The organism is Paenibacillus periandrae (assembly GCF_022458865.1).
Classification (GTDB): domain Bacteria; phylum Bacillota; class Bacilli; order Paenibacillales; family NBRC-103111; genus Paenibacillus_S; species Paenibacillus_S periandrae.
Window position 1 is genome coordinate 186,284 of record NZ_JAJNMU010000001.1, and the last position, 25,543, is coordinate 211,826.

The 25,543-nt window shown below is 45.7% G+C and carries 30 protein-coding genes and 1 tRNA gene; all 31 read right to left on the reverse strand.

Annotated elements, in window-relative coordinates:
- Positions 1–212: 212 nt before the first annotated feature.
- Positions 213–1,307, reverse strand: a complete 1,095-nt coding sequence (locus LRL21_RS00845) for a prephenate dehydrogenase (protein ID WP_240413862.1) — start codon at positions 1,305–1,307, stop codon at positions 213–215.
- A 30-nt stretch (positions 1,308–1,337) separates the two neighbouring features.
- Positions 1,338–2,438 (reverse strand): histidinol-phosphate transaminase, encoded by a 1,101-nt coding sequence (gene hisC / locus LRL21_RS00850; protein ID WP_240413863.1) that lies wholly within the window; start codon positions 2,436–2,438, stop codon positions 1,338–1,340.
- A gap of 77 nt (positions 2,439–2,515) precedes the next feature.
- A complete protein-coding gene (gene trpA / locus LRL21_RS00855) occupies positions 2,516–3,328 on the reverse strand; it encodes a tryptophan synthase subunit alpha (protein WP_240413864.1) in 813 nt (270 codons plus the stop codon).
- Positions 3,315–4,520: a tryptophan synthase subunit beta gene (gene trpB / locus LRL21_RS00860; RefSeq protein WP_240413865.1), complete on the reverse strand. Its 1,206-nt coding sequence runs from the start codon at positions 4,518–4,520 to the stop codon at positions 3,315–3,317. The genes trpA and trpB overlap by 14 nt, the downstream gene beginning before the upstream one ends.
- A complete protein-coding gene (locus LRL21_RS00865; RefSeq protein WP_240413866.1) occupies positions 4,501–5,283 on the reverse strand; it encodes a phosphoribosylanthranilate isomerase in 783 nt (260 codons plus the stop codon). Before LRL21_RS00865 ends, trpB begins: the two co-directional genes overlap by 20 nt.
- Before the next feature lie 8 nt (positions 5,284–5,291).
- Positions 5,292–6,092 carry an indole-3-glycerol phosphate synthase TrpC gene (gene trpC, locus LRL21_RS00870; RefSeq protein WP_240413867.1) on the reverse strand — a complete coding sequence of 267 codons (801 nt, stop codon included), beginning with the start codon at positions 6,090–6,092 and terminating at the stop codon, positions 5,292–5,294.
- Positions 6,079–7,122 (reverse strand): anthranilate phosphoribosyltransferase, encoded by a 1,044-nt coding sequence (gene trpD, locus LRL21_RS00875; RefSeq protein ID WP_240413868.1) that lies wholly within the window; start codon positions 7,120–7,122, stop codon positions 6,079–6,081. The genes trpC and trpD overlap by 14 nt, the downstream gene beginning before the upstream one ends.
- Positions 7,123–7,152: 30 nt before the next feature.
- A complete protein-coding gene (gene trpE, locus LRL21_RS00880) occupies positions 7,153–8,694 on the reverse strand; it encodes an anthranilate synthase component I (RefSeq protein ID WP_240413869.1) in 1,542 nt (513 codons plus the stop codon).
- A 251-nt stretch (positions 8,695–8,945) separates the two neighbouring features.
- Positions 8,946–9,323, reverse strand: a complete 378-nt coding sequence (gene aroH / locus LRL21_RS00885) for a chorismate mutase (RefSeq protein WP_240413870.1) — start codon at positions 9,321–9,323, stop codon at positions 8,946–8,948.
- 3 nt (positions 9,324–9,326) lie between these two features.
- The gene (aroB, locus tag LRL21_RS00890; RefSeq protein ID WP_240413871.1) at positions 9,327–10,421 is read right to left on the reverse strand and encodes a 3-dehydroquinate synthase; all 1,095 of its coding nucleotides are present in this window, start codon (positions 10,419–10,421) and stop codon (positions 9,327–9,329) included.
- Positions 10,422–10,484: 63 nt separating this feature from the next.
- Positions 10,485–11,648, reverse strand: coding sequence for a chorismate synthase (aroC, locus tag LRL21_RS00895; protein ID WP_240413872.1), 1,164 nt, complete (start codon positions 11,646–11,648; stop codon positions 10,485–10,487).
- Positions 11,649–11,824: 176 nt separating this feature from the next.
- Entirely contained in the window at positions 11,825–11,989 is a 165-nt protein-coding gene (locus LRL21_RS00900) for a hypothetical protein (protein WP_179097340.1), read from the reverse strand.
- 76 nt (positions 11,990–12,065) lie between these two features.
- Entirely contained in the window at positions 12,066–12,845 is a 780-nt protein-coding gene (locus tag LRL21_RS00905) for a CheR family methyltransferase (protein ID WP_240413873.1), read from the reverse strand.
- Positions 12,846–12,860: 15 nt separating this feature from the next.
- The gene (gene ndk, locus LRL21_RS00910) at positions 12,861–13,304 is read right to left on the reverse strand and encodes a nucleoside-diphosphate kinase (RefSeq protein ID WP_240413874.1); all 444 of its coding nucleotides are present in this window, start codon (positions 13,302–13,304) and stop codon (positions 12,861–12,863) included.
- A gap of 78 nt (positions 13,305–13,382) precedes the next feature.
- The gene (locus LRL21_RS00915; RefSeq protein ID WP_240413875.1) at positions 13,383–14,357 is read right to left on the reverse strand and encodes a polyprenyl synthetase family protein; all 975 of its coding nucleotides are present in this window, start codon (positions 14,355–14,357) and stop codon (positions 13,383–13,385) included.
- Positions 14,354–14,977, reverse strand: coding sequence for a UbiX family flavin prenyltransferase (locus LRL21_RS00920; protein ID WP_240413876.1), 624 nt, complete (start codon positions 14,975–14,977; stop codon positions 14,354–14,356). The genes LRL21_RS00915 and LRL21_RS00920 overlap by 4 nt, the downstream gene beginning before the upstream one ends.
- Positions 14,974–15,846, reverse strand: a complete 873-nt coding sequence (locus LRL21_RS00925) for a UbiA-like polyprenyltransferase (protein WP_240414191.1) — start codon at positions 15,844–15,846, stop codon at positions 14,974–14,976. The genes LRL21_RS00920 and LRL21_RS00925 overlap by 4 nt, the downstream gene beginning before the upstream one ends.
- A 25-nt stretch (positions 15,847–15,871) precedes the next feature.
- Positions 15,872–16,591 carry a demethylmenaquinone methyltransferase gene (locus tag LRL21_RS00930; RefSeq protein ID WP_240413877.1) on the reverse strand — a complete coding sequence of 240 codons (720 nt, stop codon included), beginning with the start codon at positions 16,589–16,591 and terminating at the stop codon, positions 15,872–15,874.
- Positions 16,592–16,602: 11 nt separating this feature from the next.
- Positions 16,603–17,412, reverse strand: a complete 810-nt coding sequence (locus LRL21_RS00935) for a heptaprenyl diphosphate synthase component 1 (protein WP_240413878.1) — start codon at positions 17,410–17,412, stop codon at positions 16,603–16,605.
- Positions 17,413–17,546: 134 nt separating this feature from the next.
- Positions 17,547–18,080, reverse strand: a complete 534-nt coding sequence (locus tag LRL21_RS00940) for a hypothetical protein (RefSeq protein ID WP_240413879.1) — start codon at positions 18,078–18,080, stop codon at positions 17,547–17,549.
- Positions 18,081–18,183: 103 nt separating this feature from the next.
- The gene (gene mtrB / locus LRL21_RS00945) at positions 18,184–18,411 is read right to left on the reverse strand and encodes a trp RNA-binding attenuation protein MtrB (protein WP_240413880.1); all 228 of its coding nucleotides are present in this window, start codon (positions 18,409–18,411) and stop codon (positions 18,184–18,186) included.
- Between the two features lie 103 nt (positions 18,412–18,514).
- Positions 18,515–19,441 (reverse strand): phosphatase PAP2 family protein, encoded by a 927-nt coding sequence (locus tag LRL21_RS00950; protein ID WP_240413881.1) that lies wholly within the window; start codon positions 19,439–19,441, stop codon positions 18,515–18,517.
- Between the two features lie 388 nt (positions 19,442–19,829).
- Positions 19,830–19,903: transfer RNA gene (locus LRL21_RS00955), tRNA-Pro, on the reverse strand.
- A 564-nt stretch (positions 19,904–20,467) separates the two neighbouring features.
- Entirely contained in the window at positions 20,468–20,743 is a 276-nt protein-coding gene (locus LRL21_RS00960; protein WP_076227627.1) for an HU family DNA-binding protein, read from the reverse strand.
- A 191-nt stretch (positions 20,744–20,934) separates the two neighbouring features.
- A complete protein-coding gene (gene spoIVA, locus LRL21_RS00965; RefSeq protein WP_076227629.1) occupies positions 20,935–22,413 on the reverse strand; it encodes a stage IV sporulation protein A in 1,479 nt (492 codons plus the stop codon).
- Positions 22,414–22,690: 277 nt separating this feature from the next.
- Positions 22,691–23,437 (reverse strand): hypothetical protein, encoded by a 747-nt coding sequence (locus LRL21_RS00970; RefSeq protein WP_240413882.1) that lies wholly within the window; start codon positions 23,435–23,437, stop codon positions 22,691–22,693.
- A gap of 3 nt (positions 23,438–23,440) precedes the next feature.
- Positions 23,441–23,776 carry a 2Fe-2S iron-sulfur cluster-binding protein gene (locus tag LRL21_RS00975; RefSeq protein ID WP_240413883.1) on the reverse strand — a complete coding sequence of 112 codons (336 nt, stop codon included), beginning with the start codon at positions 23,774–23,776 and terminating at the stop codon, positions 23,441–23,443.
- A gap of 32 nt (positions 23,777–23,808) precedes the next feature.
- Positions 23,809–24,411, reverse strand: a complete 603-nt coding sequence (locus tag LRL21_RS00980; protein WP_240413884.1) for a nucleotidyltransferase domain-containing protein — start codon at positions 24,409–24,411, stop codon at positions 23,809–23,811.
- Between the two features lie 57 nt (positions 24,412–24,468).
- The gene (locus LRL21_RS00985) at positions 24,469–24,762 is read right to left on the reverse strand and encodes a 2Fe-2S iron-sulfur cluster-binding protein (RefSeq protein WP_240413885.1); all 294 of its coding nucleotides are present in this window, start codon (positions 24,760–24,762) and stop codon (positions 24,469–24,471) included.
- 19 nt (positions 24,763–24,781) lie between these two features.
- The gene (locus tag LRL21_RS00990) at positions 24,782–24,961 is read right to left on the reverse strand and encodes a DUF2768 family protein (protein WP_240413886.1); all 180 of its coding nucleotides are present in this window, start codon (positions 24,959–24,961) and stop codon (positions 24,782–24,784) included.
- 187 nt (positions 24,962–25,148) lie between these two features.
- Positions 25,149–25,424 carry a stage VI sporulation protein F gene (locus tag LRL21_RS00995; protein ID WP_240413887.1) on the reverse strand — a complete coding sequence of 92 codons (276 nt, stop codon included), beginning with the start codon at positions 25,422–25,424 and terminating at the stop codon, positions 25,149–25,151.
- Positions 25,425–25,543: the final 119 nt, after the last annotated feature.

Consider the following 25,543-nt stretch of genomic DNA (forward strand, 5'->3'; position numbering starts at 1 on the left):
GTGAGCAAAATTCCTGCTTTTTCGACGATGCTTTAAAATATTTCATAAAAAAAAGCCACCTTTTCAATAAAAGGTGGCTGCACATAGTGCAATGATTTCGGATAGGAGTGGAGAGAAACCATACTGTACTTTTATTATATGTATACGGTTACAAATTGTCAATAGTTTTTTGAAAACGCTTTATAATTTCTTTGACGGCAAGAAAAAAAGAACTACACATGAACTGTGTAATTCTCTTGTGACAATAGCTCGATCGCGCGATCCATATGATCTACATCACGGAAGGATAATCGCAAGTTGCCAGGGACATCCTCACGGCTTTCGATAATATGAATATTGCTCAGGTTGATTTTGTTATTACCCAGCAGCATCGTAATCTGCCCGATAATCCCGGGGTGGTCGGGAACCTCATCCACATATATTTCAAATACGGATGAAAGCACACCTTTACGACGCTCAGGGAGACTGCTGCGAAACTCATTGGCTTTACGGAATTCAGCCTCAATCCCCTGGCCATTATCATCCTTTAAGAGTTGAATAAAATGGGCAATTTCTGAGTTCCAATCGACCAGCAGCTTCAACAGCACTTCCCGATTATCGCTTAATATGTCCCGCCAAATGATCGGGTCTCCAGATGCGATTCGAGTCAAATCCCTGAAACCGCCAGCTGCGAGGTTCTCATACAAATTATTGGACTGATTATAGCCTGCTATTTGATTAACCAAGGCAACGGCGATAATATGCGGAAGATGGCTAATCGCACCTACAATATCATCATGAAGACTGGAATCGACTTTAATAATATGAGCTCTGGTGAAGCGAAGCAATGCAGCAAGCCTGTCATAAGCCTCCTGGGGTGTTTGCTCCATCGGTGTGAGCACATAAAATGCGTTCTCGTACAAATACGGACTGGCCGCTTCCACTCCTGTCTTCTCGCTGCCTGCCATAGGATGCCCACCGATAAAATAGGCATCTTTAAAATCAAGCCGCTCTGCACACGCACTTATGGAAGCTTTAGTACTGCCCGCATCCGTAATGATACATCCCGGTTTCAGCTTTAAGCGTGACAATTGATTTAAGTAATCTTCCATATTTCCAACAGGAACACATAGAAAAATAAAATCAGCGTCAGTCGCAGCCTCTTCCATCGACACCGTAGCATGATCAACCACACCATGCTTCAAATATTTGTCCACGGACCGTGGATTATTGGAATGGCCGACGACATACAGCTCCGGTTTTCCTTTAAAACAGAGTGCCAGAGAGCCGCCAATCAGACCCACTCCAAATATAGCAATTTTTATCATTGAAGCTCAAACCCTCCCAAAACCGTCCGCCTACACACCTGCAGTTACTTCATTAAGCGCCAACTGCAGCGCACCGATAAACTTCTCATTTTGTTCCTGGCTTCCAACCGTCACACGAATCATAGTCGGCAGCTGCCAGGTCGGGTCATGACGAATAATAATGCCCTTGCGTAGCAGTGAATCAAATACCTGCGCACCTGAGCGCTGTACATCGACCATCATAAAATTGCCATGCGCAGGATAAAACGGCAGCTTAAGTGCTCTGAACTGCTCAGACAAATATACGATACCTTGAGCATTGGCTTCGCGGCAGTCGTTAATAAAGGCTTCATCCTGGATTGCAGCGAGCGCAGCCTTTTGAGCAAATCCGGTCGTATTGAAAGGTTCACGGACTTGATTAATCGAACGAATCACTTCAGGATGCCCAATGCCATAGCCAATGCGCAGAGAGGCAAGTCCATATATTTTGGAGAAGGTGCGAAGCACGATAGCATTTTTATATTGATTTATAAGTGCAATACTATCCGGGTAATCTCCGCTTACATTGTACTCGGCATAAGCTTCATCAAGAACAACCAACACATGCGCAGGTACAGCATTCAGAAAATCAACAACCTCTTGATGTGAATTCATCGTACCTGTCGGGTTGTTAGGATTGCACAACCAAATAATTTTGGTGCGTTCGTTAACCCGATCCAGCATCACCTGCAAATCATGCGTACCATCCTTCAAAGGCACCTCTATACTTACTGCACCTTCAATCTCGGCATTATGCTTATATTGTGGGAATGTCGGGAACGCCATAATGTTCTCGTCGCCCGGAACCAGATAGGCACGCGCCAGCATTAAAATAATTTCATCGGAGCCGGCCCCAAAAATCACCTGATCTGTCCCTACATTAAAATGCTTGGCCACAGCAGCCGTTAATTCTACAGCGCCGCCGTCTGGATAAATGCTGGTTTGATCAATATTCGCGATGATAGCCTCTTTTGCCTTGGGTGAGCAGCCAAACGGATTCTCATTCGAAGCCAGCTTAATAACCTCGGTTAAGCCAAGCTCTCTTTTTACTTCATCCATGGGCTTGCCCGGTTTATAAACAGGAAGATGGACAATATTTTTCTTTGGTTGCACGCAGGTCACTCCATTCAAGAATTGATGTTCCATTCGTAACCACTATTTTAACTTATTTACGGTTCGCTTGCCAATCATTACGGCCCTATTAATTTGCTCACGAACTCATCAATCTGCTGCAAAGCTTGCGGTCGAGTCGCTGCATCTGCAAATAAAGGCAGCACTTCTTCAACCTGACGCACAAGTGCACTGCCAACAACAATACCATCACAGCTTTGCGCAAATTTGGCAAATTGTTCGTGAGTCGATATGCCAAAGCCTACCGCAATCGGAAGCGTTGTAGCTGCCCGGACTGTTTCGATAAACTGATCAATTCCACTATGAAATTCGGATCTTGTACCTGTCACACCCAAAGAAGATACACAATAAACAAAACCCGATGCACGGGTGACAATCCGCTCAATACGTTCCTTGGAAGTTGGTGCCACCAACGGGATGAGATGAATCCCATGGGCTTTAGCCAATGTCTGTACCTCCTGATCCTCCTCCATAGGCAGATCCGGAATAATAAGACCGCTAATATCGCTTTCCTGCAGCAGCGGAAATATCTTGTCCAGGCCCAGCTGCAGCACTGGATTATAGTAAGTAAACAGAATGAAAGGCAATTCACAGCCTTCGCTTCTGGCCACGCGCGCAGCTTCAATGCAGTCTCTGATCGATATTTGATGGCTGCCTAAAGCGCGTTGTGAAGAACGCTGAATGACAGGACCATCTGCGAGTGGATCCGAATAAGGAACTCCCAGCTCCACAATGCTCGCTCCGGATTGCTCCAATTGTTTAATGATATCGATCGAGGTTCTCACGTCCGGATCGCCAATCGTTAGAAATGGGATAAAAGCAGGCTTTTGCTGCTCCTGAAGCTCGGCAAATTTACGATCAATGCGATTCATTAGCGTCGCCTCCCAAATACTTCATAATCGCTTCTACATCCTTATCGCCACGGCCTGACAAACTGACGATAATGATCTCGTCCTTGCTCATCGTAGGTGCAACCTTGATCGTTTGTGCAATGGCATGCGCGCTTTCCAGTGCAGGAATAATCCCCTCCGTGCGGCTGAGCAGCTGCAGTGCATCCAGTGCTTCCTGATCCGTAATCGGATAGTACTCAGCACGATTGGAATCCTTTAAGTAAGCATGCTCCGGACCAATTCCCGGATAATCCAGACCTGCCGAGATGGAATGTGCTTCTTGAACCTGTCCGAATTGGTCCTGCAGCAAGTAACTCATTGAGCCTTGGAACACACCATGACTGCCCTTCGTCATTGTTGCAGCATGCAGCTTGGTGTCAATCCCTTTACCCGCTGCCTCAGCACCAATCAAGCGGACACTCGTATCCCCAACGAATGGGTAAAAAATTCCGATCGCATTGCTGCCTCCACCAACTGCTGCAATGATCGTATCCGGAAGTCTGCCTTCCTGCTCCAAGATCTGTCTGCGGGATTCGTCTCCGATTATGCGTTGAAAATCGCGCACCATCATTGGATATGGATGCGGACCTGTCGCCGAACCAAGAATGTAGAACGTATCATCAACATGGCTGACCCAATAACGCAGGGTTTCGTTGCATGCATCCTTCAGAGTACGAGTGCCTGATACAACCGGAACAACTTCCGTACCCAGCAGATTCATCCGGAATACATTCAGCTGCTGACGTTTCATATCTTCCTCGCCCATGAACACTTTACATTCGTAACCAAGTAAAGCTGCCACGGTCGCGGTAGCCACGCCATGCTGTCCAGCACCGGTTTCGGCGATCAGTTTCTTTTTGCCCATCCATTTAGCGAGTAATCCTTGTCCCAAAGCATTGTTAATTTTATGAGCACCTGTATGGTTCAAATCCTCACGCTTCAAATAAATCTTGGCCCCACCCAAATGAGCCGACAATCGCTCCGCATAAAATAAAGAGGTCGGTCTACCCGAATATTGGTGTAAAAAATGGTTCAGCTCTTGTTGAAATTTGTCTTCCTTCACGAAGCTTTTATAAGCTGTCTCCAATTCAATCAGAGCGTTCATCAATGTTTCTGGAACATAACGTCCACCAAACTTTCCGAACCTTCCTTGCTCATCCGGCACTTGTATCACGATGCTTCACCCTTTCCACAAAACGAGTAATTTTATCCAAATCCTTAACTCCATCTGTCTCCACTCCACTTGATACGTCCACGCCATCCGGGGCATACGTATCGAGAAGCTCGCCAACATTGTCCGGCAGCAGCCCCCCCGCTACAAAAAGACGCAGATTAACCGCGCTGCACCATGCTTGATAAGCAGTAATTGCCTCCCATGCGAAGGTTTTACCGGAGCCGCCGCCATATTCAGGATCGAATGTATCCAAAAGAATTGCGTCCACTACATACTTATAAGGGGCTAACAAGGCATCTACATGGTTCAACTCTTCAGCTGTAGGCACACCAGCGGCAGCCCCATCCTCCGTATGCTGAGCTGTATTCGATTGACCGTTCGCATCAGTATGATCACTGTGGGATTGGTACCCTTGTGCTACAGACACAACCTTCCAAACCTGTACACCCGGGAACGTATCTTTGACCCACTGACACTGCTCCGGACTTTCCTGACCGTGAAATTGAATGACATCCAGAGGGGCCTCCTGCATGATCGAAGTTAGCTCCGACTGAGAAGGATTCACAAAAACTCCCACTGACAAAGGATGACTTCTGCCTGCCGAACGCTGCTCCGCCAGCACCTCAATCATCTCAGCAGCTTGCTCCGACGTAACTTGCCGTTTGCTCTTGGCAAAAAGAAAGCCGATATAATCTATAGGCAAATGGAGAATGGAACGCACCATCTCCGGCTGCTGCAGCCCGCATATTTTAACACTGCTCATCGCTTGCCTCACTGCCCTTTCATTGCAAATGCACCCATTAAATCGTGTACACCCTGCTCAACGCTTGGCTGACGCATGAAATGCTCCCCAATCAGTAGAGCTTCAGCACCAACCGATTGAAGATAAGCGACTTCGGAAGGCAGCGAGATGCCGCTTTCGCTTACAACCGTCACACCAGCAGGCATGTGGGCGATGAGTTGCTCTGTCGTTTTCAAATCTGTGACAAAGGTTTGCAGGTTGCGATTGTTAATGCCAATCAACGATACATCCAATTCCAGCACACGGTCAAGCTCGGCCTGATCATGAACCTCTACAAGCACATCCAAGCCGATTGCTTTGGCTGTCCGGGAAAATTCCCGCATCTGCTCGGTCGTCAGAATAGCGGCAATTAATAAAATCGCATCAGCACCTATCACTCGTGCTTCATAAATTTGGTGTATATCAATGGTAAAATCTTTACGTAAGATCGGCACTTGTATCGCTGCACGCACCGCCTGCAGATATTCATTCGAACCTTGAAAATATTCAACATCCGTCAATACCGAGATACAATCCGTTCCTGCATTGACATAGGCTTGTGCAAGCTGAACAGGCTCAAAATCAGCACGGATCAAGCCTTTGGAAGGTGAAGCCTTCTTCACTTCAGCTATGAGTCCCATTGAGCGCTTGCGGTTTGTAGTTAATGCACGTTCAAACCCAAGGCACGAAGGAAGCAAAGCAATTTGATTTTCCATGCCAGCGATGGTTTGGTTCTCTTTCAATCGAGCAATCTCTTTATGTTTGGTCGCAACAATATTATCTAGAAACATGACTTAGCTCTCCTGTACATTGGACTAGTTGCTGCAGCTTGGAAGCCGCCTGTCCGGAATCGATCACATGGGCTGCATATTTGACGCCTTCTTGCAGTGTAGCGCATTTTCCCGTTACATAAAAGCAAGCCGCAGCATTGGCTAATACGATATCACGACAAGCACCAGGCGAACCCTGGAAAATATCGCGAACGATCTCGGCATTCGTCACCGCATCCCCGCCAATAACTTCGTTTAGACTATAGCTTCTTAGTCCTAGTAAATCGGGAGTAATTTCATAAGTGGTAATATCGCCATTTCTGAGCTCTGTCAGTTGAGTCGTATCGGAGATACTAATTTCATCCAGCCCGTCGTAGCTTGCAACGACCAAGGCTCTCTTAACATTCAGTGCCTGCATCACATGAGCCATCGTTTCCGTCTTGCCACGATCGAATATGCCAAGCACCTGACGATCTGCGCCCGCCGGATTGGTCAGAGGTCCGAGCAAATTAAATACTGTTCTGACACCAAGCTCCTTGCGTGGAGCCGCAGCATGCTTCATCGATTGGTGGTACAGCTGAGCGAACATGAAACATATGCCCACCTGTTCCAGACATTGTGCTGCCTGCAGAGGATCCAGTGCAATATTGACACCGAGAGCTTCCAATACGTCGGCGCTGCCGCTTTTGCTCGACATGGCACGATTCCCATGCTTGGCTACCCTGACGCCACCAGCTGCTGCAACGATCGCTGCAGTCGTCGATATGTTAAAGGTATCCGCACCATCTCCACCTGTCCCGCAAGTGTCCAGCAATTGGCTTTGCTCCGTCAATACATGGTTTGCTTTGGAGCGCATGGCCTCGGCAAATCCTGTGATCTCTTCAATCGTCTCGCCCTTCATCCGAAGAACTGTAAGGAGTCCGCCAATCTGCGCCTGTGTTGCCCTGCCATCCATAATATCTGACATCACCGCTGATGCCTCTGATCTTGTCAAATGCCCGGAGTCAAGCACCTTCTGTATCGCCTGTTGAACCGTAATTGTAGAATCCATAGCCGTAACTTCCTTTCTTATAGATATGAATTATTGGTAATAATCATGGTTAATGACGGAAGGTACCAGCGGTTTTTGAGCAAACACGATTTCCGCAGTACGGATCGATTTGAGCATACCCGTTGCCTTATTAATGGTCTCCTGATATTCGCTTTCTGGAACCGAATCCCATACGATGCCAGCTCCAGCTTGAACGTATGCCTTGCCCTTTTTGAAAATAATCGTACGAATTGTAATGCAGGTATCCAGATTTCCTGAAAAACCAAGATATCCAATAGCACCGGCATAAGCGCCGCGTGATTCATTCTCAACCTCGGCTATAATTTCCATCGCCCGCAGCTTCGGAGCGCCGGATACAGTACCTGCCGGTAAACACGACAGGAATGCATCAAAAAAGTCCTTATCCTTGGCAATTTTACCTGATACGTTGGAAACAATATGCATCACGTGCGAGTACTTCTCTATTTGCATGAATGTATCACAATGAACGGAGCCAAACTCAGCCACACGACCAATATCATTACGTCCCAGGTCAACGAGCATCAAGTGCTCGGCACGTTCTTTTTCATCCGCAAGCAGCTCTGCTTCATAAGCATTATCCTGCTCCGGTGTTTTCCCTCTTGGTCTGGTTCCCGCTATTGGACGTGTTTCCACCTTCTCGTCTTCTACGCGGACAAGCAGCTCTGGCGATGTGCCAACGATCACCTCGTCATCCATCTTGAGGCAATACATGTAAGGTGAAGGATTCATCGTACGCAGAATCCGGTATACGTGCAGTGGGGATACATCGGTCTCGATCTCAAAACGCTGCGAAAGCACCACCTGAAAAATATCTCCCGCACGAATGTATTCCTTCGCTTGCTCAACATTGGCTATATATTGTTCCTTGGTCAAATTCGACTTGACTTCACCCAGCTCCACGTCCGTAGGGATGGACTGCTGCGATAAAGTAAGACCTGGTAAAGGCCGTCTGAGACGTTCGATCGTTTCTTCGATCTTGGCAATTGTAGCCTCATAAGCCGCTGCTATATCTGCATCCGTTCCTTGCTGTGGAATGTGCACATTCGCAATAATTTTAAGCTGTTGCTTGAAATGATCGAACACAATGACCTGATCACAGAACATAAATTGAATATCATTCATCTGCAGGTCATCCACCTTGTGAGCAGGCAGCTTCTCATAATATTGCATCAGATCGTAACCGAAGAAACCTACCGCGCCCCCAGTAAACCTTGGCAAATCAGGTAACGCCGGACTTTTGTAATAACGAAGATAAGCCTTTAGCACATCAATTGGTTTTTCGATGGTATGCTTTTTCTCCGATTGTGTTTCAACCTCGGTCACGCCGTTTTTTGCAGTGATCATCATAAAAGGATCTGTTCCAATAAAAGAATAGCGGGCCCATTTAATGCCGCCTTCCACACTTTCTAACAAAAAGGCGCGTTTTTCATGATAAAAATGCTGAAATACTCGTATCGGCGTTTCCGTGTCCGCCATTAATGTACGAACGATCGGGACCAAATTATATTGCTTGGATAGGCTGATAACTTCCTTTAGTTCTGGTGTGTACATGTACGATCACTCCTCTGCTCATCTCATATAAAAAACAAAAAACCTCTACGTCAAGTAGAGGTGGGTATCGCAGATGATATTAACCATACCGAAACAGCACTGCTAATCTGACAGCAGCAGCTATACACGCACACAAACAAGCACCTGTACGGTATTCGGTGTTACACTCGGCTCATCTCAACTCTGCTCACTACTCACTCTACTCTACTTGTCTGGTATTGCTACTTACTACCCATACTATACTATTTGTATTATGATTTTGTCAATTTCGATAAATCGGGACGAAGGCGCATAGCTTCCTTTAAATAAACATGCACAATTTCATCCTGTCTCTTCTCGGTATTCACCATAACCATCAACCGGATGCACAATGGAAGACTGCCGATAACTGGAACCTCCAAGGAACACATCAGCGGTACAAGCTCCCAGCCTTCCATTGCACGAATGGCACGCGCAGGAAAGGTCGCTGTCAAATCGGTTGTTACCGTCACAAATACACTGGCTATTTCATCCGGTACAATGCCATTCTCGGCAATAATATGATTCAACATTTCTGTTGTCGCCGCTAAAATTTCATTTTCTTCATTATTTTCTACCGTTGTCGCACCACGAATTCCCCGAACAAACATGTGCTATACCTCCCGTTTCAACTGCTCCACGACATCTCTCACCAAAGCCGCGGACACATTCTTGTTAATCTCCACCTTACCAATTTCGGTTGGTACGATGAAGACGATATTGCCCTCATCAAATTTCTTGTCATGCATCATAGCACTCATAATCGCATCGGTATCCAGGTGCGCAGGGATGCTTGTCGGCAAGCCAAATGCTTGCAAAATGCGTTTCGTCGTCGTGTAGATTTCTTCCGAATAACCCAGACGAACGGCTACCTTGGCTGAACCTACCATCCCAATCGAAATCGCTTCTCCATGCAGCAGTTCGCCATACCCTGCTGTCGCTTCAAGCGCATGACCAATCGTATGACCAAGATTCAAAATCGCACGCAGTCCATGCTCCTTTTCATCCTCTGATACGACAATTGTTTTCACGCGACAACCCTCGTATAAGCCGTATTCCAAAGCTTCAGGGTCCAGATGAACAAGCTTTTGCGCATTTTCTTCCAACCAGGCTGTAAATCCGGCATCCCAGATCAAGCCATGCTTGATCATTTCGGACAGTCCCGAGCGGACATCACGATCTGGCAGTGTCTGCAAGGTCGAAGTATCATAGAGCACGAGCTCCGGCTGATAAAACGCTCCGATCGTATTTTTGGCCAGTGGGTGATTCACTGCAACCTTACCACCCACACTACTGTCATGCGCTAAGATCGTAGTCGGTATTTGCACAAATTTGACTCCACGCATATAACTCGCAGCCACAAAACCCGCCAAATCGCCAACCACGCCTCCGCCTAAAGCGACAACGGCAGACTTACGATCCAACCCTGCCTCTAGGGCTACGCCAATGATATCCTCCATAACGCTTAGTGACTTGGATTTCTCACCGAAAGCGACCGTATAGGAGATGGGTTTATAGCCCGCTGTCTCCAATCGGCTGATCACCTGAGGCAAATGGTGCTTGGCCACATGATCATCGGTAACGATAAGCATTGGCGAGCCTTTGCTAATCCCGTGTTTGCTGAATAAATCTGCGATTTGTTCAATAATGCCTTGTCCGATGTAAATAGGGTAGGAACGCTCACCCAAATCAACCTTTAGCTCTCTCATTCGTTTCAACGCTCCCATCTGCATAACTATTTACGTGCACCTGATTACTAGCCGCAGTCGGAATTAGTAGTTCTTGATCTGCTCCAGGTAGCTGTTATAGTTGCTGCGAATTTCTTCCAAGGAATCGCCACCGAATTTATCAAGAAATGCATTGGCTACTTCCCAGGCGACAATATTTTCCATAATAACACCTGCCGCAGGCACCGCACACGTATCGGAACGCTCTACTTGGGCTGTGAATGGCTCCTTGGTGTCGATATCAACACTTTGCAGAGCTTTGTACAAGGTTGAGATAGGCTTCATTACGCCGCGCACCACAATTGGCTCGCCCGTTGTCATGCCACCTTCAAAGCCACCTGCACGATTCGATGCACGATAAAAGCCACGATCTTCGCTATGCATAATTTCATCATGAACCTTGGAGCCTCTGAGCTTGGCTGCTTCGAAACCGATACCAATTTCACAGCCTTTGAAGGCTTGAATAGATAATACAGCTTGAGCAATGCGCCCATCCAACTTGCGATCCCACTGAACATGACTGCCTAATCCGACGGGTACGCCTTCAATAATGCATTCCACAATACCGCCAAGCGTGTCCCCGTCTTCTTTGGCAGCATCAATCGCTGCGATCATAAGAGCTTCCGCTTCTTTATCGACGACACGTACCGGAGATTCCTCTGTAATACGGATCAGCTCATCTATTGGCAGTTCCTGACGCTTCACTTCCACATCGCCAATACGGATAACTTGTACGGCTACCTTAATATCGAAGGCTTCCAGTAACTGGCGGGCAACAGCACCCGTGGCAACACGCATCGTTGTTTCACGCGCGCTCGAACGCTCCAAAATATTACGCAGATCCTTTTGATTATATTTCAAACCGCCGTTAAGATCTGCATGACCCGGACGTGGACGGTTTACTCTTCGTTTGGACTCGTCATTGCCTTCAATCGGTTCAATGTTCATCACTGATGTCCAGTGTTTCCAGTCATTATTCTCAACCACGAGCGCTATCGGCGCCCCCGTTGTTTTACCATGTCTAACACCGCCAACAATACTTGCGGTATCCTTCTCAATTTGCATCCGGCGTCCGCGACCATGGCCCTTTTGACGGCGGCCCAGTTGAAAGTTCACCTTCTCGAAGTCAATCGTGACATTACTTGGAAAGCCTTCGATAATTGCAGTCAACTGTGGTCCGTGCGTTTCGCCTGCTGTTAAATATCTCACTTGTTTATCCCCTTCCGACATTCTCTTCCGTAGGTATGTACCCGATTCCTTTGCTAATTATAGTATAGGCGTCACAGTTTGACAAGAAACGTGTATACAAAAAAAGAAGCGCAGCAGCGGCACGAGAACCGAGGTTACGCTTCTTTCCTACTCTTATGAATGGTGCAAGATCAAAATTATATATGGATCGATTGTTTGATGTATGGTTCCGCATGCACGGTCTGGTCGGGCGCATCCACAAAACCTAAAATCTGCATAGAGTCAATTCCGAGAATCTGTGCACATTCCTGCATGGTAATGAAGCCCTTGCGGTAAGCCATGATAACCTTCCTTTTATCCATTTGACCCTCCTAAGAGATTGCGAATACTAATTACTCCTTAGTATGGGCAAGACTGGAAAAGTTTATACATGTATAATTACTCTTTCTTGCGATAAAAAAAAGTTTCAGCTGGTTCCAGCTTGTATTGACCCGGTGAAAAAATTTGCTCCGTGCTGCCGACAAACAAAATGCCGCCCGGTTTAAGGGAATCTGCAAATTTTTGATACAGCAGGTGTTTCGCTTCTTCAGTAAAATAGATCATCACGTTACGGCAAATAATCAGATCAAATTGGGTATCGAATTTATCTGTCAACAAATTTTGCTTCTGAAAACGGATACCTTTTTTCAACTCATCGCTCACCAAATAAGTCAAATTTTCTTTTTTATAATATTTATCGAGGTAAGCCTGAGGAACATCCCGGATTGAACGGTCTGAATACACACCATTCTTGGCCTTGGCCAAGGCACCGTCATCAATATCCGTAGCGAGCAGATGGGTATCATTCAATGCGTTCAGCTTAGCCAAAATCATCGCCAACGTATAAGGCTCTTCCCCTGTGGAACAGGCTGCACTCCAGCACTTGAGCTTACGGTTTTTGCGAAGCATATCCGGTATAAAAACACGTTCCAGCACTTCCCATCGGTTAGGGTTGCGCCAGAACTCTGATACGTTGATCGTCATGCGATCCAAAAACTCGTAGAACAGCTCCTTATCCTTGGTCATTGCTTCAAAAAAAGCAACAAACGTATTATAACCTTTTTTGGTTCTCAAAGTGGTCAACCGACGCTTCATCTGAGCTTCCTTATACTGAGACAAATCGATCGACGTGTAATCCTTGACCTTTTTTACAAATAGCAAAAAATCCTGATCCTCCATTGCCAACATCCCACCTTAAATCCACGTTTGTATAGACTTGGTGTATCTCACTAATTCTTGTTCAGTAAAAAAGTTATTGATTTCCCGCTCAGCACTCTCAGGAGAATCCGAACCATGTATTAAATTAAAATTGGTATGTATCGCATAATCCCCACGGATGGTCCCAGGCGCAGCATCTACAGCACTTGTTTTACCAATCATGGTTCTGGATAATGCGATAATTTGATCGCCTTCCCAGACCATAGCAAATACCGGACCTGAGGTAATGAAAGAAACGAGCCTGTCAAAAAAATCTTTACCTGTATGCTCCACATAGTGAAGTTCTGCTTGCTCCTTCGACATTTGAATCAGCTTTGCCCCAATTAACTGGAAGCCTTTCTGTTCAAAGCGTTTTACAATCTCACCAATAACGCCACGCTGCACGCCATCTGGCTTTACCATCAAAAAGCTGCGTTCCATATTCCCATCCTCCTTTTAAATCCCAATATAACATAGTTATTGTATTATGATAACCATTCCATGGGAAAAGTTAACATTTTAATACGAACGATTCCCGATAAAATGAGCTACACCGACAAAATCCTTCTTGGCCTGAATGTCCGGCAAGCCCTGAAGCGCTGCAATCGCTTTGTCAATATAGCTTGAAGCCAGCTGCTCTGACCGACGAATCCCCTCACTGCTGCGGATCAGCCTGATAAACTCACTAATATCGGTTTGACCGTCCGCATCCTTGATTAGCTGCATTTGCTCCAGCAAAACTTCCCTAAGCTCGGGCTGCTGCAGAGCAAAAATAACCGGTACTGTAATATTCCCCTGACGAATATCACTGCCAGGCGGTTTACCAATCTCCTTCTCAGAGCCGCACAAATCCAATAAGTCATCACGAATCTGAAATGCCATCCCAACATTGTAACCGAATCGATACAATCGCATGGATAACTCGTCCTCAACCCCAGCGGTGATCGCACCTAACTGGCAGCTTATCGCAATCAGCAGGGCTGTTTTACGCTTTATCCGCAATAAATAATCACGTAACGTTTGCTCGGTGTTGAAAAAAAAGCGAATTTGCTCCATTTCACCAATACTCATCTCGACGATCGCCTTCGACATAATCTGATGAATCGCTGCATTCGGCAGCCTGGTAACGACCGTTAAAGCCTTGGCAAATATGTAATCTCCGGTATGCATAGCAATCCGATTGTCCCATTTGGATCTGACGGTCTTTTGACCTCGGCGTGTTGAAGCATCGTCAATCACATCATCATGAACCAACGAGGCCATATGAATCAATTCCAAAGGAACTGCGATATGCTTGATCTGTTCCAGATCGTAATGGCCAAACTTGGCCCCAAGCAGAACGAAAACAGGCCGGATTCTTTTGCCGCCCGCCTTTAACAAATGAAGTGAAGCCTCACGAAGCAGTGCATGCTCACTGTCGATACTGCGCTCCAGCTCTTTTTCAATATATGTAATATCCTTTTTCATTTTGGCGTACAATTCGATCAGCTTCATTCCGTCACCTGCGTCACAGATTTATCTCCCTGTGAACCCCATCTTTTGAACAGTTCATGCTCCACCTGCATCGCATCCAATACTTTGCCTACAACAAAATCAATCATGTCAGCTATCGTCTGAGGTCCTTGATAAAATGCAGGCATGGCCGGAATCATGCGAACACCCATTCGAGACAGCTTAAGCATGTTTTCAAGATGTATGGCGTGTAAAGGAGTTTCGCGAGGAACCATAATTAGCGGTCTGCCTTCCTTCAACATCACATCAGCTGTACGCTCCAGCAAATTATCCGAGGTACCGTTTGCAATACTTGACAAAGTCCCCATTGAACAAGGAACAACTACCATCCCGGCCGTCCGAAAGGAGCCGCTTGCTGTGCTGGCCCCGATATCTTGAATCGGATGATAATGAAAGCTTCCTGAATGGGAACCAAAATGTTGTTGAAGCGTTGCCTTTCTGTTGCTGGCATCCCAGCCCAGCTCTTCCTTTAATACGCGCCAGCCGGCATCTGTAACCAGCACATGCAGCTCCACTCCTATAGAGAGCAAATAGGTGCACAATCGTGCACCATAAGCTGCCCCACTAGCTCCGGTTATACCAATAACCCAAGGTCGACTCATTTATGGAGCACCACCAAGTCTGCCAGAGAAAAGATAAATACGACTGAGCTGAGCGTACTATTCAACGTAAAGAAGGCCATATTCACGCGGCTCAAATTCGTAGGTGTCACAATCTTATGTTGATAAAACAATAACAGGTTCGCGATAAGAATACCAATCAAATAGAGCCAGCTTAAATCTGTTAAATAAAATAAGACTATGAATCCGATAGCTGTAACCAAATGGAACCAACGGGCAATTTTTAACGCCTTTGCAACACCAAATCGTTGTGGTATCGAATGCAGCCCTTCCTTCTTGTCAAACTCTGTATCCTGACATGCATAGATCACATCAAACCCCGCTGTCCAAAAGGAAACCGACACATAAAAAATGATAGCCGGCAGTGAGATATCGTTCGTCACAGCAACCCAGCCTCCAAGCGGAGCTAGTCCAAGCGTTAAGCCCAGGATCAAGTGACAAGCCCAGGTAAAGCGTTTTGTATACGAATATAATACAAGAAAAAAGACCGCAATAGGCAGCAGCTTCATGGAAAGCGGGCTTAAATTAGAGGCCGCCCAAAATAACAGTGTGAAGGAAATCACAATAAAAATGATAGCTTCTCTCGAGGAAATCAATCCGGCAGGAATCGCTCTGGCAGCCGTCCTCGGGTTCTTGGCATCAAATACCTTGTCGATAACCCTGTTCAAGCCCATAGCCGCGCTGCGAGCACCTATCATCGCCAGGATGACCCAGCCTATAGCAGCCCAACCCGGTAAATGATTCGTCATAACAATGGAGCCCAATATGGCTCCCATAAATGCGAACGGCAGTGCAAAAAGCGTGTGCTCAATTTTGATCATTTCCAAAAAAATCTTCGTCTTTTTCAACAGCATCTGAATCCACCACTCCCGTTTCTCATTCCGCCGCCTGCTTCTTGATGCCGATATGAAGTGCTGCGATGCCTCCGGTCAGCGGATACGCCTGTACCTGAGCCAAGCCTGTTGTTCTGAAAATTTCAGCAAGCTGCTTATGATCAGGGAAGTTTATCAAGGATTCCGGCAGCCACTTATACTGCTCATAGCTTTTGGCAATTAATTTACCCAGTAAAGGCAAAATAGTTTGGAAATAAAAATAGTATATCCCTTTGAATGGCTGCCAGGTAGGCTTGGACAATTCTAAGGAAACAACCCATCCGCCAGGCTTAACCACGCGCTGCATTTCCTCAATCACCTTCACAAGGTCGGGCACATTACGCAGAGCGAATCCGATTGTCGCGTAGTCAAAGGTGTTATCCTCGTATGGCAGCTTCATGGCGTTGCCTTGCACCAGCTTAATTTGCTTGTCCAATCCGCCTTCGCGAATTTTGATTGCACCATAATCAAGCATGTTCTGACTAAAATCAAGTCCGACCATATTCCCCGTGCCACTTGCTTTAGCCATGCTAATCGTCCAGTCACAGGTGCCACAGCACAGATCAATTGCCGTACTGCCCGGCTGCATATTCATTTTCTTCATTGTAAAATTCCGCCATGCCTTATGTCTGCGAAAGCTTAGAATATCATTCATGAGATCATATTTGGGAGCTATACTTTCAAAAACAGAATGAACAAACTCTTCTTTAGATTTAGACTGCACTTCGGTTCACCTCAAATTTCTTCCAGTACTTTTGGAGTCGACAGGTAGCGAGCAAACGGTTCTCCAATCAACAGGAGCTCTTCACTCAACTCTTTGCTTTCGAGTGATCGCAGCTTGTCCTGCAGTTGACGTGTCGTTGTTTCTAGCAGTTGATATAATTGTAATGATATCTTGTACTTCATCCATATGGAGCGTATTTTCCCTGGATCAGGCTCCTCAAGCTGCATGTTCTTGCGCTCTTCTTTGGAAATCTGCTGCAGCATATACCCAAAGCTCCAGCTATCCGGCTGCTGCTGTTTATCCGGCTTGCCAATTTCTTGAAGCAGCAGCTCACATAATGTGAATAACCGCAATATTTCTGGCCAAACCTTATAGAGTGAACCTTCCATGAACTGAGAAAATGCCTTATAAATCCGCGATCTGATTTCTACCGATTGGAGAACATACTCTTCCGAAGTAATCTGCACACTTTTTAACGTTTGATAAAAAACGATTTTCAAGCGGTTTGCTTCACAAATCGCATCGGAAAGTGTACCTATCATAGCAATATGTCCGGCCTCTGCCAGAAGAAAATAAAACCGGGCACTGAAATAATCACCTGCCAGCACCTTGATTTGTCTGGATCTGGCCGACTTCATATCCTTGGCCTGATTCGTAATACTGACCGTATCGTGAGTGTCGAGACCTAACTGAACCAGACTGGTTACCAGACTGAACAATTCACTGTAACCCTGCAGTTCATTATTTCTATTAAGAAATGCATATAAGATCCGTGTTCGGAATTCGGGGAAATGCGGGAGTTCCGTGTATTTCTGTATCATGTCATAATCTATATATTTTTGGGCCATCTCTGGTATCCGATAACAATTCATCATTAGCCTCCGAACCGGTACAAGAACATCTCTTGATCATAATCCAAACTATTATAGCACAATCAATGTGTTGGCGCACAATATCAATTTGAACTTTTTGCTTCAAATTTCTCTCGCCAGTTTGGCGTAAAGGTCATACGATAATGGGACTGCAAGTATTGCTCCATTTCCTCCGCAGTCTTCGTCTCCAGCCTGTAATCCGTTCTAACCATTTTCTCACGTCGTGCATCCGCCGCTATAAGTAATGACGTACTGCCACCAACCTGCTTGGAACCATCCAATACCCGAACCAGAACCTGATTAATGTTGGAGGAATGGCTGAACAATAACTGCGGGATTCCGCTTACATCCTTCAGTACCTGCAACCTGTCCGACGATGGAGACGCCAACAAATCAACCGACACAATAGCATGACTGACCTCCACCTTGCGTATACGCAAGTGAAGCTGCAATTTGCTCATAACGTCCACAACGTTTAATTCCGTTAAAGGCTCTGCTCTTACCAAGCTGAAAACAGGTGAATCCCAATCGTTTTCCAACTGTGGCAATAATGAAATTGACAGCACGACACAGACGGTCAAGATCGAAGTGGCAAGCAGTCGAATCAACCATTTCATTGTACAACCCCCTAGTCTTCATTCGGGCGCGCAGAGCGACAATCCTGCTCTTATCATTGTACAACAAAAAAAAGCAGGCTATGCCTGCAGGATCCAAGAAAAGTTATTCCTCCGTATCCATAATGCCGTGCTTCGTCATCACTACAGCTTTGCCTCTGATCTTCACCGCAGAGGTGTGGGCGGTAAACTGGGCGATCATAATCTCGCCTTTATCCAGCTTTTCGGTATGGTGAAACTTCGTATCCTGCCCACGAGTCAAGCCGATCACCTGTACGCCGTTCTCCTTGGCTTTAACAACAAAATATTCTTCCTGACTTTGCTTGTCATCCATTTGTAATCTTCCTTCCTGTCCATGCTTACTTACTAGTATGATGCAGAAAATCAGCGATAATGTCAACTCTTTAATCACAGTGAGACAAGAAAAATGGCCGCCATCAGGCAACCATCGTCGTATCCGGATATTTCTTTTTTTGTTTTTTGTTGTAATAGCCTTTTAACCACTCTGGCAGCCTGTCCGAGCAAATGCGAATGAGAAAATCTGCCAGCTTGACAGTCCCGTATGCGAAGGCCATACCCGCAAATACGTCCAGAACCCAGTGAATTTGCAAATACATAGTCGATATTATAATCAATGAACAATACGTGACCATCATATATTTGAAAATCCGATCCTTCTCACGAAGGGCCAGCAGCAGCATTGCAAAAGAAATGGATGTATGCATACTTGGAAAGCAGTTCATCACATTGGTCAGCAGCTCATTTTCACTTGCAAATACACGTCCCAGCAAATCCGGCTGGCCTTTCACAAACCAAACCTCTCGCAGCATAATGAGGTTGTAAAAGGGCAAAATCAATGGGAATTGCAAAACGTGGCCCGACAATGCATAGGACAGCATCTTTTTGATGCTACGGGTCCAGAAGCTGCGAACGATACAAAGCCATAGCGACAATACAAAGCCGTAGTTGTATACCCAAACCATTGCCTGATCCAGTGCAGGTGAATTATAAATCCGCATCCAGGCCGCATTGTTGAGTGGAATGCTGTTCATCGCCTCATCCCAGGTCCATGGATGTCGATTATTTTCAAACATCCAGTTCGCAATGCTCCACCACAAGCTGTTGCCTGAACCGTAAAAATAATAAAATAAATATAGCAGGGGTAATCCAAACACAAAAAAACGTTTCCAATCAACATCAATCTGATCCGTTCGAACACCCAGCAAGCATATCAGGAGCAGCATCCAGCATGCCGTACTCCAGCCTCCACCCTCACCGATTCGCCATATCAGATAAATTGATGCAATAATCCCATAATGGGTCCAATCCAGGGAAGCGAGCCATCCCCTTGCTCGGTTGTACATAGTCTAGTATTTCCCCTTTGCAACAGTGATATGACACATGAATAGCCGTCGGCTAAGTATATCAAAAATTAGCCTATTTTGCTTCATAAAATTTTAACATATTAGGAGGTGCTTCTCAATCCATGCACAGAAAAAGACATCGACATGTCGATGTCCTATCAAGATGAGAATAACACGGTTCAAATGTTCAATCCATATATAATATAAAGCGAAAAATGGTGGAATGTTTGAGATATTTCTCTACTCAATCATCACCGCGTTAAAAAGAGCTTATCTAAGGCTTTTAAGATGATATAAGTTATAAGGCCTCTGCAGGCCTTGAAGTTGTTTAGATCAATGAATATTCTCATAAAAGTAGACCCCACATAAGCAAGGTCTACTTCATGTATCGGATATGCCGGATTTGAACCGACGACCTCATCCACCCCAAGGATGCGCGCTACCAAGCTGCGCTAATATCCGTTGTTCCCTCGGTTCCTTGCGGGCATAAACGCTTGCCGGACGTGGTGTTTTCGCTCAAATGGAGAACCGATCTTTACTGTTCGTTGAAGTGTATTATATCACGTAGGCGCGCAGCCTTGCAACCTAAACCGATATACCTATGGTTCACTTATGTGTATTTAGTAGCAATTCGAATACGTCTATAACCATCATTAGGATCGATTTCGTGCAACAATTAGTCAAGGTATTTTTAACAAATAGCGTAAAAAAGCTCCACTGATAGATTACGAATGGACAGCTTTCATATTTGAGCACATACGTGTACGTTCTAAGCGACTTACTTTGCGAACATAGAATGATTACGTGTCGATGCGTTAAACCGCACTAAAACTCCATTTCTGGCGATCTGACAGCACATGTATACAATGGATACTCCAAGGATCCACGTTGCCGAGTTGTGCTAATACCCATAATGTCGGGCTGCCGTAGCAAAAAAGACACCTTAACCAGTTCAGATTAAGGTGTCGCTCATACCATCAGTTCATACAATGGAAGTATGTAGAAATGAGTATGTAGGAAAAAACATTATGATTGAATTCCATCTTTCAAAGCTTTGCCTGGTTTGAAAGCAGGGATTTTGCTAGAAGGAATTTCGATTTCTTCGCCTGTTTGCGGGTTACGTCCTTTACGAGCGGAACGTTCACGAACTTCAAAGTTTCCAAATCCAACTAATTGCACTTTATCTCCACCTTGTAGGGCTTCGGAAATTGCTTCAAATACAGCTTCAACCGCTTTTGTCGCATCCTTCTTGGAAAGCTCGGATGTTTCAGCTACTTTGTTGATCAATTCAGATTTATTCATGCCATTCACCTCCCCCCAAAAGTAATTTATACCGTTACTTTCTTTGTTAACTGAAATGTTCAAAAATATACATAGGAAATTAAGGAAACCGAACAAATCAAGATTATATTAATACACCCTAAGCACTTTATCAAGTACAAACCAAAAAATGCACCCCTCAGAGTGCATTTTTATCACTTTTATTTATTATTTTACAAGATTATGGCAATTAATCCGCCTGAGCCTTCGTTAATGATACGACCAAGTGTTTCTTGAAGCTTGTATCTCGCATTGTCCGGCATCATGGCGAGCTTGCCTTGAATTCCCTCGCGAACAATGGAATGAAGCGATCTTCCGAATATATCCGACTCCCATATTTTCAATGGATTGTCCTCGAAGTCCTGCATCAAATACCGAACTAGCTCTTCACTTTGCTTCTCGGTCCCGATAATCGGAGAAAACTCGGATTCTACATCAACCCTGATCATGTGAATCGAAGGGGCCGTCGCCTTTAGTCTTACGCCAAAGCGTGAGCCTTGACGAATAAGCTCAGGCTCATCCAGCGCCATATCCGCAAGTGATGGAGGGGCAATGCCATACCCTGTCGTTTTCACCATTTCCAGCGCTTCCGCAAAATGATCGTATTCCCTTTTGGCATGACTGAATTCCTGCATCATTTGCAGAAGATGATCCTTGCCGCGGATCTCAACACCGACAACCTCCATCAAAATCCGGTCATACAGCTCATCCGGCGCATACAAATCAATCTCAGCCACACCTTGGCCCATATTCATTCCCGCTAAAGCAGCTTTATCGATAAATTCGTATTCCTCGAAATGGCTGACAACACGATCCACATCACGAAGTCTGCGAATATCCTGAACCGTCTCCCTGACAGAATTCTCGAAGTGGGAGCGCAGCCAGTGACTATCTGACAGAACCATAACCCAGCTCGGAAGATTGACGTTAACTTCGTGCACTGGAAATTCGTAAAGCACCTCCCGCAGCACAGACATCATGTCATCTTCATTCATATTGGCTACACTCATCGACACGACTGGTATATCATGCGTTGCCTGAAGCTGGCTTCTTAGCTCCTGAGCAATCTCACCGTTAGGCTTGGTTGAATTTACAATCACAATAAACGGTTTACCGACTTCTTTCAACTCATTAATAATCCGGTCTTCAGCATCTACATAAGAGGAACGCGGAATTTCTGCAATAGAGCCGTCTGTAGTAATCACCACACCAAGCGTTGCATGCTCCTGAATGACCTTTCGGGTACCGATCTCAGCAGCTTCCTGGAACGGAATGGCTTCGTCAAACCATGGTGTGTTAATCATTCTCGGTCCATGCTCATCCTCGTAGCCTTTGGCACCATCTATAACATAACCGACACAATCAACCAATCGAACGTTTACATTCAAACCTTCTGCTACATGCAGCTGCACAGCTGTGTTCGGTACAAATTTCGGTTCAGTCGTCATGATTGTGCGTCCCGCCGCGCTTTGCGGAAGCTCATCCGTTGCACGTGCCCGGTCCGCTTCATTTTGAATATTCGGCAGCACGATGGATTCCATGAAACGTTTGATAAACGTCGACTTCCCCGTACGGACCGCCCCTACGACCCCCAGGTAAATATCCCCGCCCGTACGCTCTGCAATGTCTTTAAAAATATCCACTTTTTCCAATGAGAATCCCTCCTACAGGTGGTATAAAGCGAAACTCGTACTATTCTTTTAGATTAGTAAAATATATGTACGAGTTAGCCAATTATGATAAATTGTTTAACCGAACTTTCTTGCTATCACTCCTTGCTCATAACGGCATGAGCTAAGCCGCTGCATCATCTCTCTGAAACTATATGAACGGGACTCGCCAATTATTCTGCAACAACGCAAAAAACCTCTATCTCCCTTCGATTCCAAGGTGATAGAGGCTAATAAGCCGTTTTGGTGCAGCGAAAGCTTACATAGGCACTCCCATAACAGGTGTGGGTTGTCCATTAATCCAGTGGTACGCGTAGGAGCGAGCCGGTACATAATAAGATTCCTTGACTAACAATTCTCTCAGGTCCTGCTTGTCATTCAAGCTGGCCTGAAGCGATTTTTTATCAATGAGCCGCATCATTTCCTCAGCATAATCGATAGCTACCTGCCCCATATCATTCATGAGAAAAGGAAGCTGTACCTGTCGCGTATACATACTTTGCGCCACAATCGGTTTTTTGTTCATTTTTGCAAAATCAATCCGATAAAAGGCAGAAGAAACAGCTTGTCCCTTAGGAATCTGCCCATTATTCTTGGCTTTGTATTCGTCAACAAGCTTTTGAACCTCAACTGTTTTTTGAAAGGATGTGAGGTCCATCATCTTAACTGTCGGCTTGGTTTCCACATCAACCAGGACATAAATCACGCTGCCGCCATTTTCAAAAGCATTCGCCGGTACATTGCTGATTAACGAACGTTCTTTAAGCTTTTTAAAATCAATCGGATACTTTTCATAGATCGGGGTCGTTTCTTCACTGTTTTTAATAGGTAAAACATGCGTCTTGGCCTGAAATTGGTCAATCGCGCTTTGAACAACAACAACAAATTCTCCTGAAGCCACCTGCTGCTCCTTGCGCATCTCCTGTGGATACATACATCCTGACAACAGCAGCATACACAAGCCCAGTATGAATAAGGCTATAGCTGAGCCTTTTCTATCTCTCATCACCTAATCGTCCTCTCGCTGTGCTTCCAGCTGCTTGCGAATCGCAGCCTTTAACGGGTCCTCAGGAATCGTTACCGTAACATCCCCGGTCACCTTGGCTTGACAAGCAAGCCGATATCCCTGGTCCTGCAGCCCTCCCAGCTTTAATCGTTCGTTCGTATTGAGTGGAGCGAGCCCAGACTGATCGGGCACAATAACCTTGCACATTAAACAAGCCGCCTTACCGTCACAACGCGTTCGAATATGAACTCTGGCCTTGCGGGAAGCTTCCAGAATTGACATTCCCGGTTTGGCCTGGAACGATTTGTTATCCGGTTCGAAACTCACATTAGCTCCCATTCATCTTCACTCCTTAATCCTACCTCATCGATTCACACTAGCAGAAGTCTTTGGAGCTCCTGTATGAGGGTTTCACTGCAGGTATTGCGCTCTATCAAAGCCTCCATAGCCTGACTCCATGTAGGTCGTCGGCTTTTCATAACCTCCGCGATAGCGTTATAGCGATCCGGACGATTGCGAAGAACATTGAATATAAGCTCATGCTCCAGAGGCATTAAATGCAGTGTTTCCAAACAATCTTTAGTGGAAACCTCGCCGGGTAAGTGAATTATCGGACTGTAATTCTTGTGTAAATAGTCCACTTCCACTTTGTATAAGCTATCCTTACTCGTAACTTCAAATCCTCCTACGAGTTCAACCTTGGTCCCTTCAATCCTGTAATGACTCAGAATAGAGCGATAGATGGAGGAACGGTCTTCAACCTGGGAATCTGTAGCATAGTCGGACAAAGCTTGATGAAGCTCCTGTGCTCCCTCAGCATCAACATACAGGTCCAGATCACGAGGAGCAGCGGTTAAAGCAACACCCTGCAGCAGCAGCCCACAGCTGCCACCTACAAGCCACAGCGCCTCAACCTCCCGTAAGCAGCTCTGAATCGTTCTGAGCGGTCCTGCCAGCGTTTCCCATGCGTACATCTGTACTCCCCCCTGCAAAACTTGTCATTCCTGTATCTGGAGATCAGGACCTTTTGTTCAAAAATAAGGTTTGTGCGTTATCGTTACAGGTGCATCCTCTTTTATAACTGCCTGACAAGCAAGACGGTATCCTGCCTCCAATTCCTCCGGCTCCAAACGATCCCATTCCGCATCCGTCACTTCTTTAAGATGCTCCCGTCCTTCTGTTACCAGACACCGGCAGCGTGCACAGGTTCCTCGAGTACAGGCAAACCCCCAATCCACTTCATGTTTGAGAGCCAGGTCCAGCACGGTCAATCCGCTTTCCCCTTCTACATGCTTTTGTATCTTACGTCCGTAAAGTAAAACCATAACGAGTTTAATCCTCCATTTACAAAATAGACACTACCATATACAGCAAAATGGGTACAAACATCAGAAAAGCAATGATAGACAGAATAATCCGTATAACACCCTTTGTACGGTTTCTTGCGTATGAAATCAAGAAGGACGCTCCTGCCATCAACCCGATGGCCACGAACGATGCCCACATTTTATCCATTGGACTCATTTATTCGCTGCTCCTTATATAAATCAAATAGGCCTAAACATGCCCTATTATACCATAATTCACATGGCAACGTGACTTCAAGCCGTGAAGCCTATGTGACAGAATGCCTGGGACTATATATTATTCATCTCATACAAAAAGCACGAGCCATTCCCCAACGATAAGGAATGGCTCGTGCCGAAAGTGATTACTTTTTGGAAATCATTTTCACCATTTGTTCCATGTTGCTTGCACTCATCTTGCTGCTTTTAATAGCATGAATCAATTCATTAACCGTTGCCTCCGAAACAGGTACATTTACAAGTCCGGATACCTGCTTAATGAGCTGCTTCAATTGTGCATCGCTTTGCAGAGTAGAAGGCTTAACTCCGCTGGCGAGTTTATGAATGTCCTTCTCGCTGACACTCTTACCGGTTTTTTTCTTGACAGCGTTGAGTACATCCTTGGATACATCCTTAGCCATTTTATCCCTCCTACAAGCTTTCCTTTGGGGAAGCTATCTTCGTAAGCATACGTAAAGCTTCCCATCAGGGAGGCTGACTTCGTAAGCAATTGCCAGCTTAACTTCTCATGCGGAAAGCC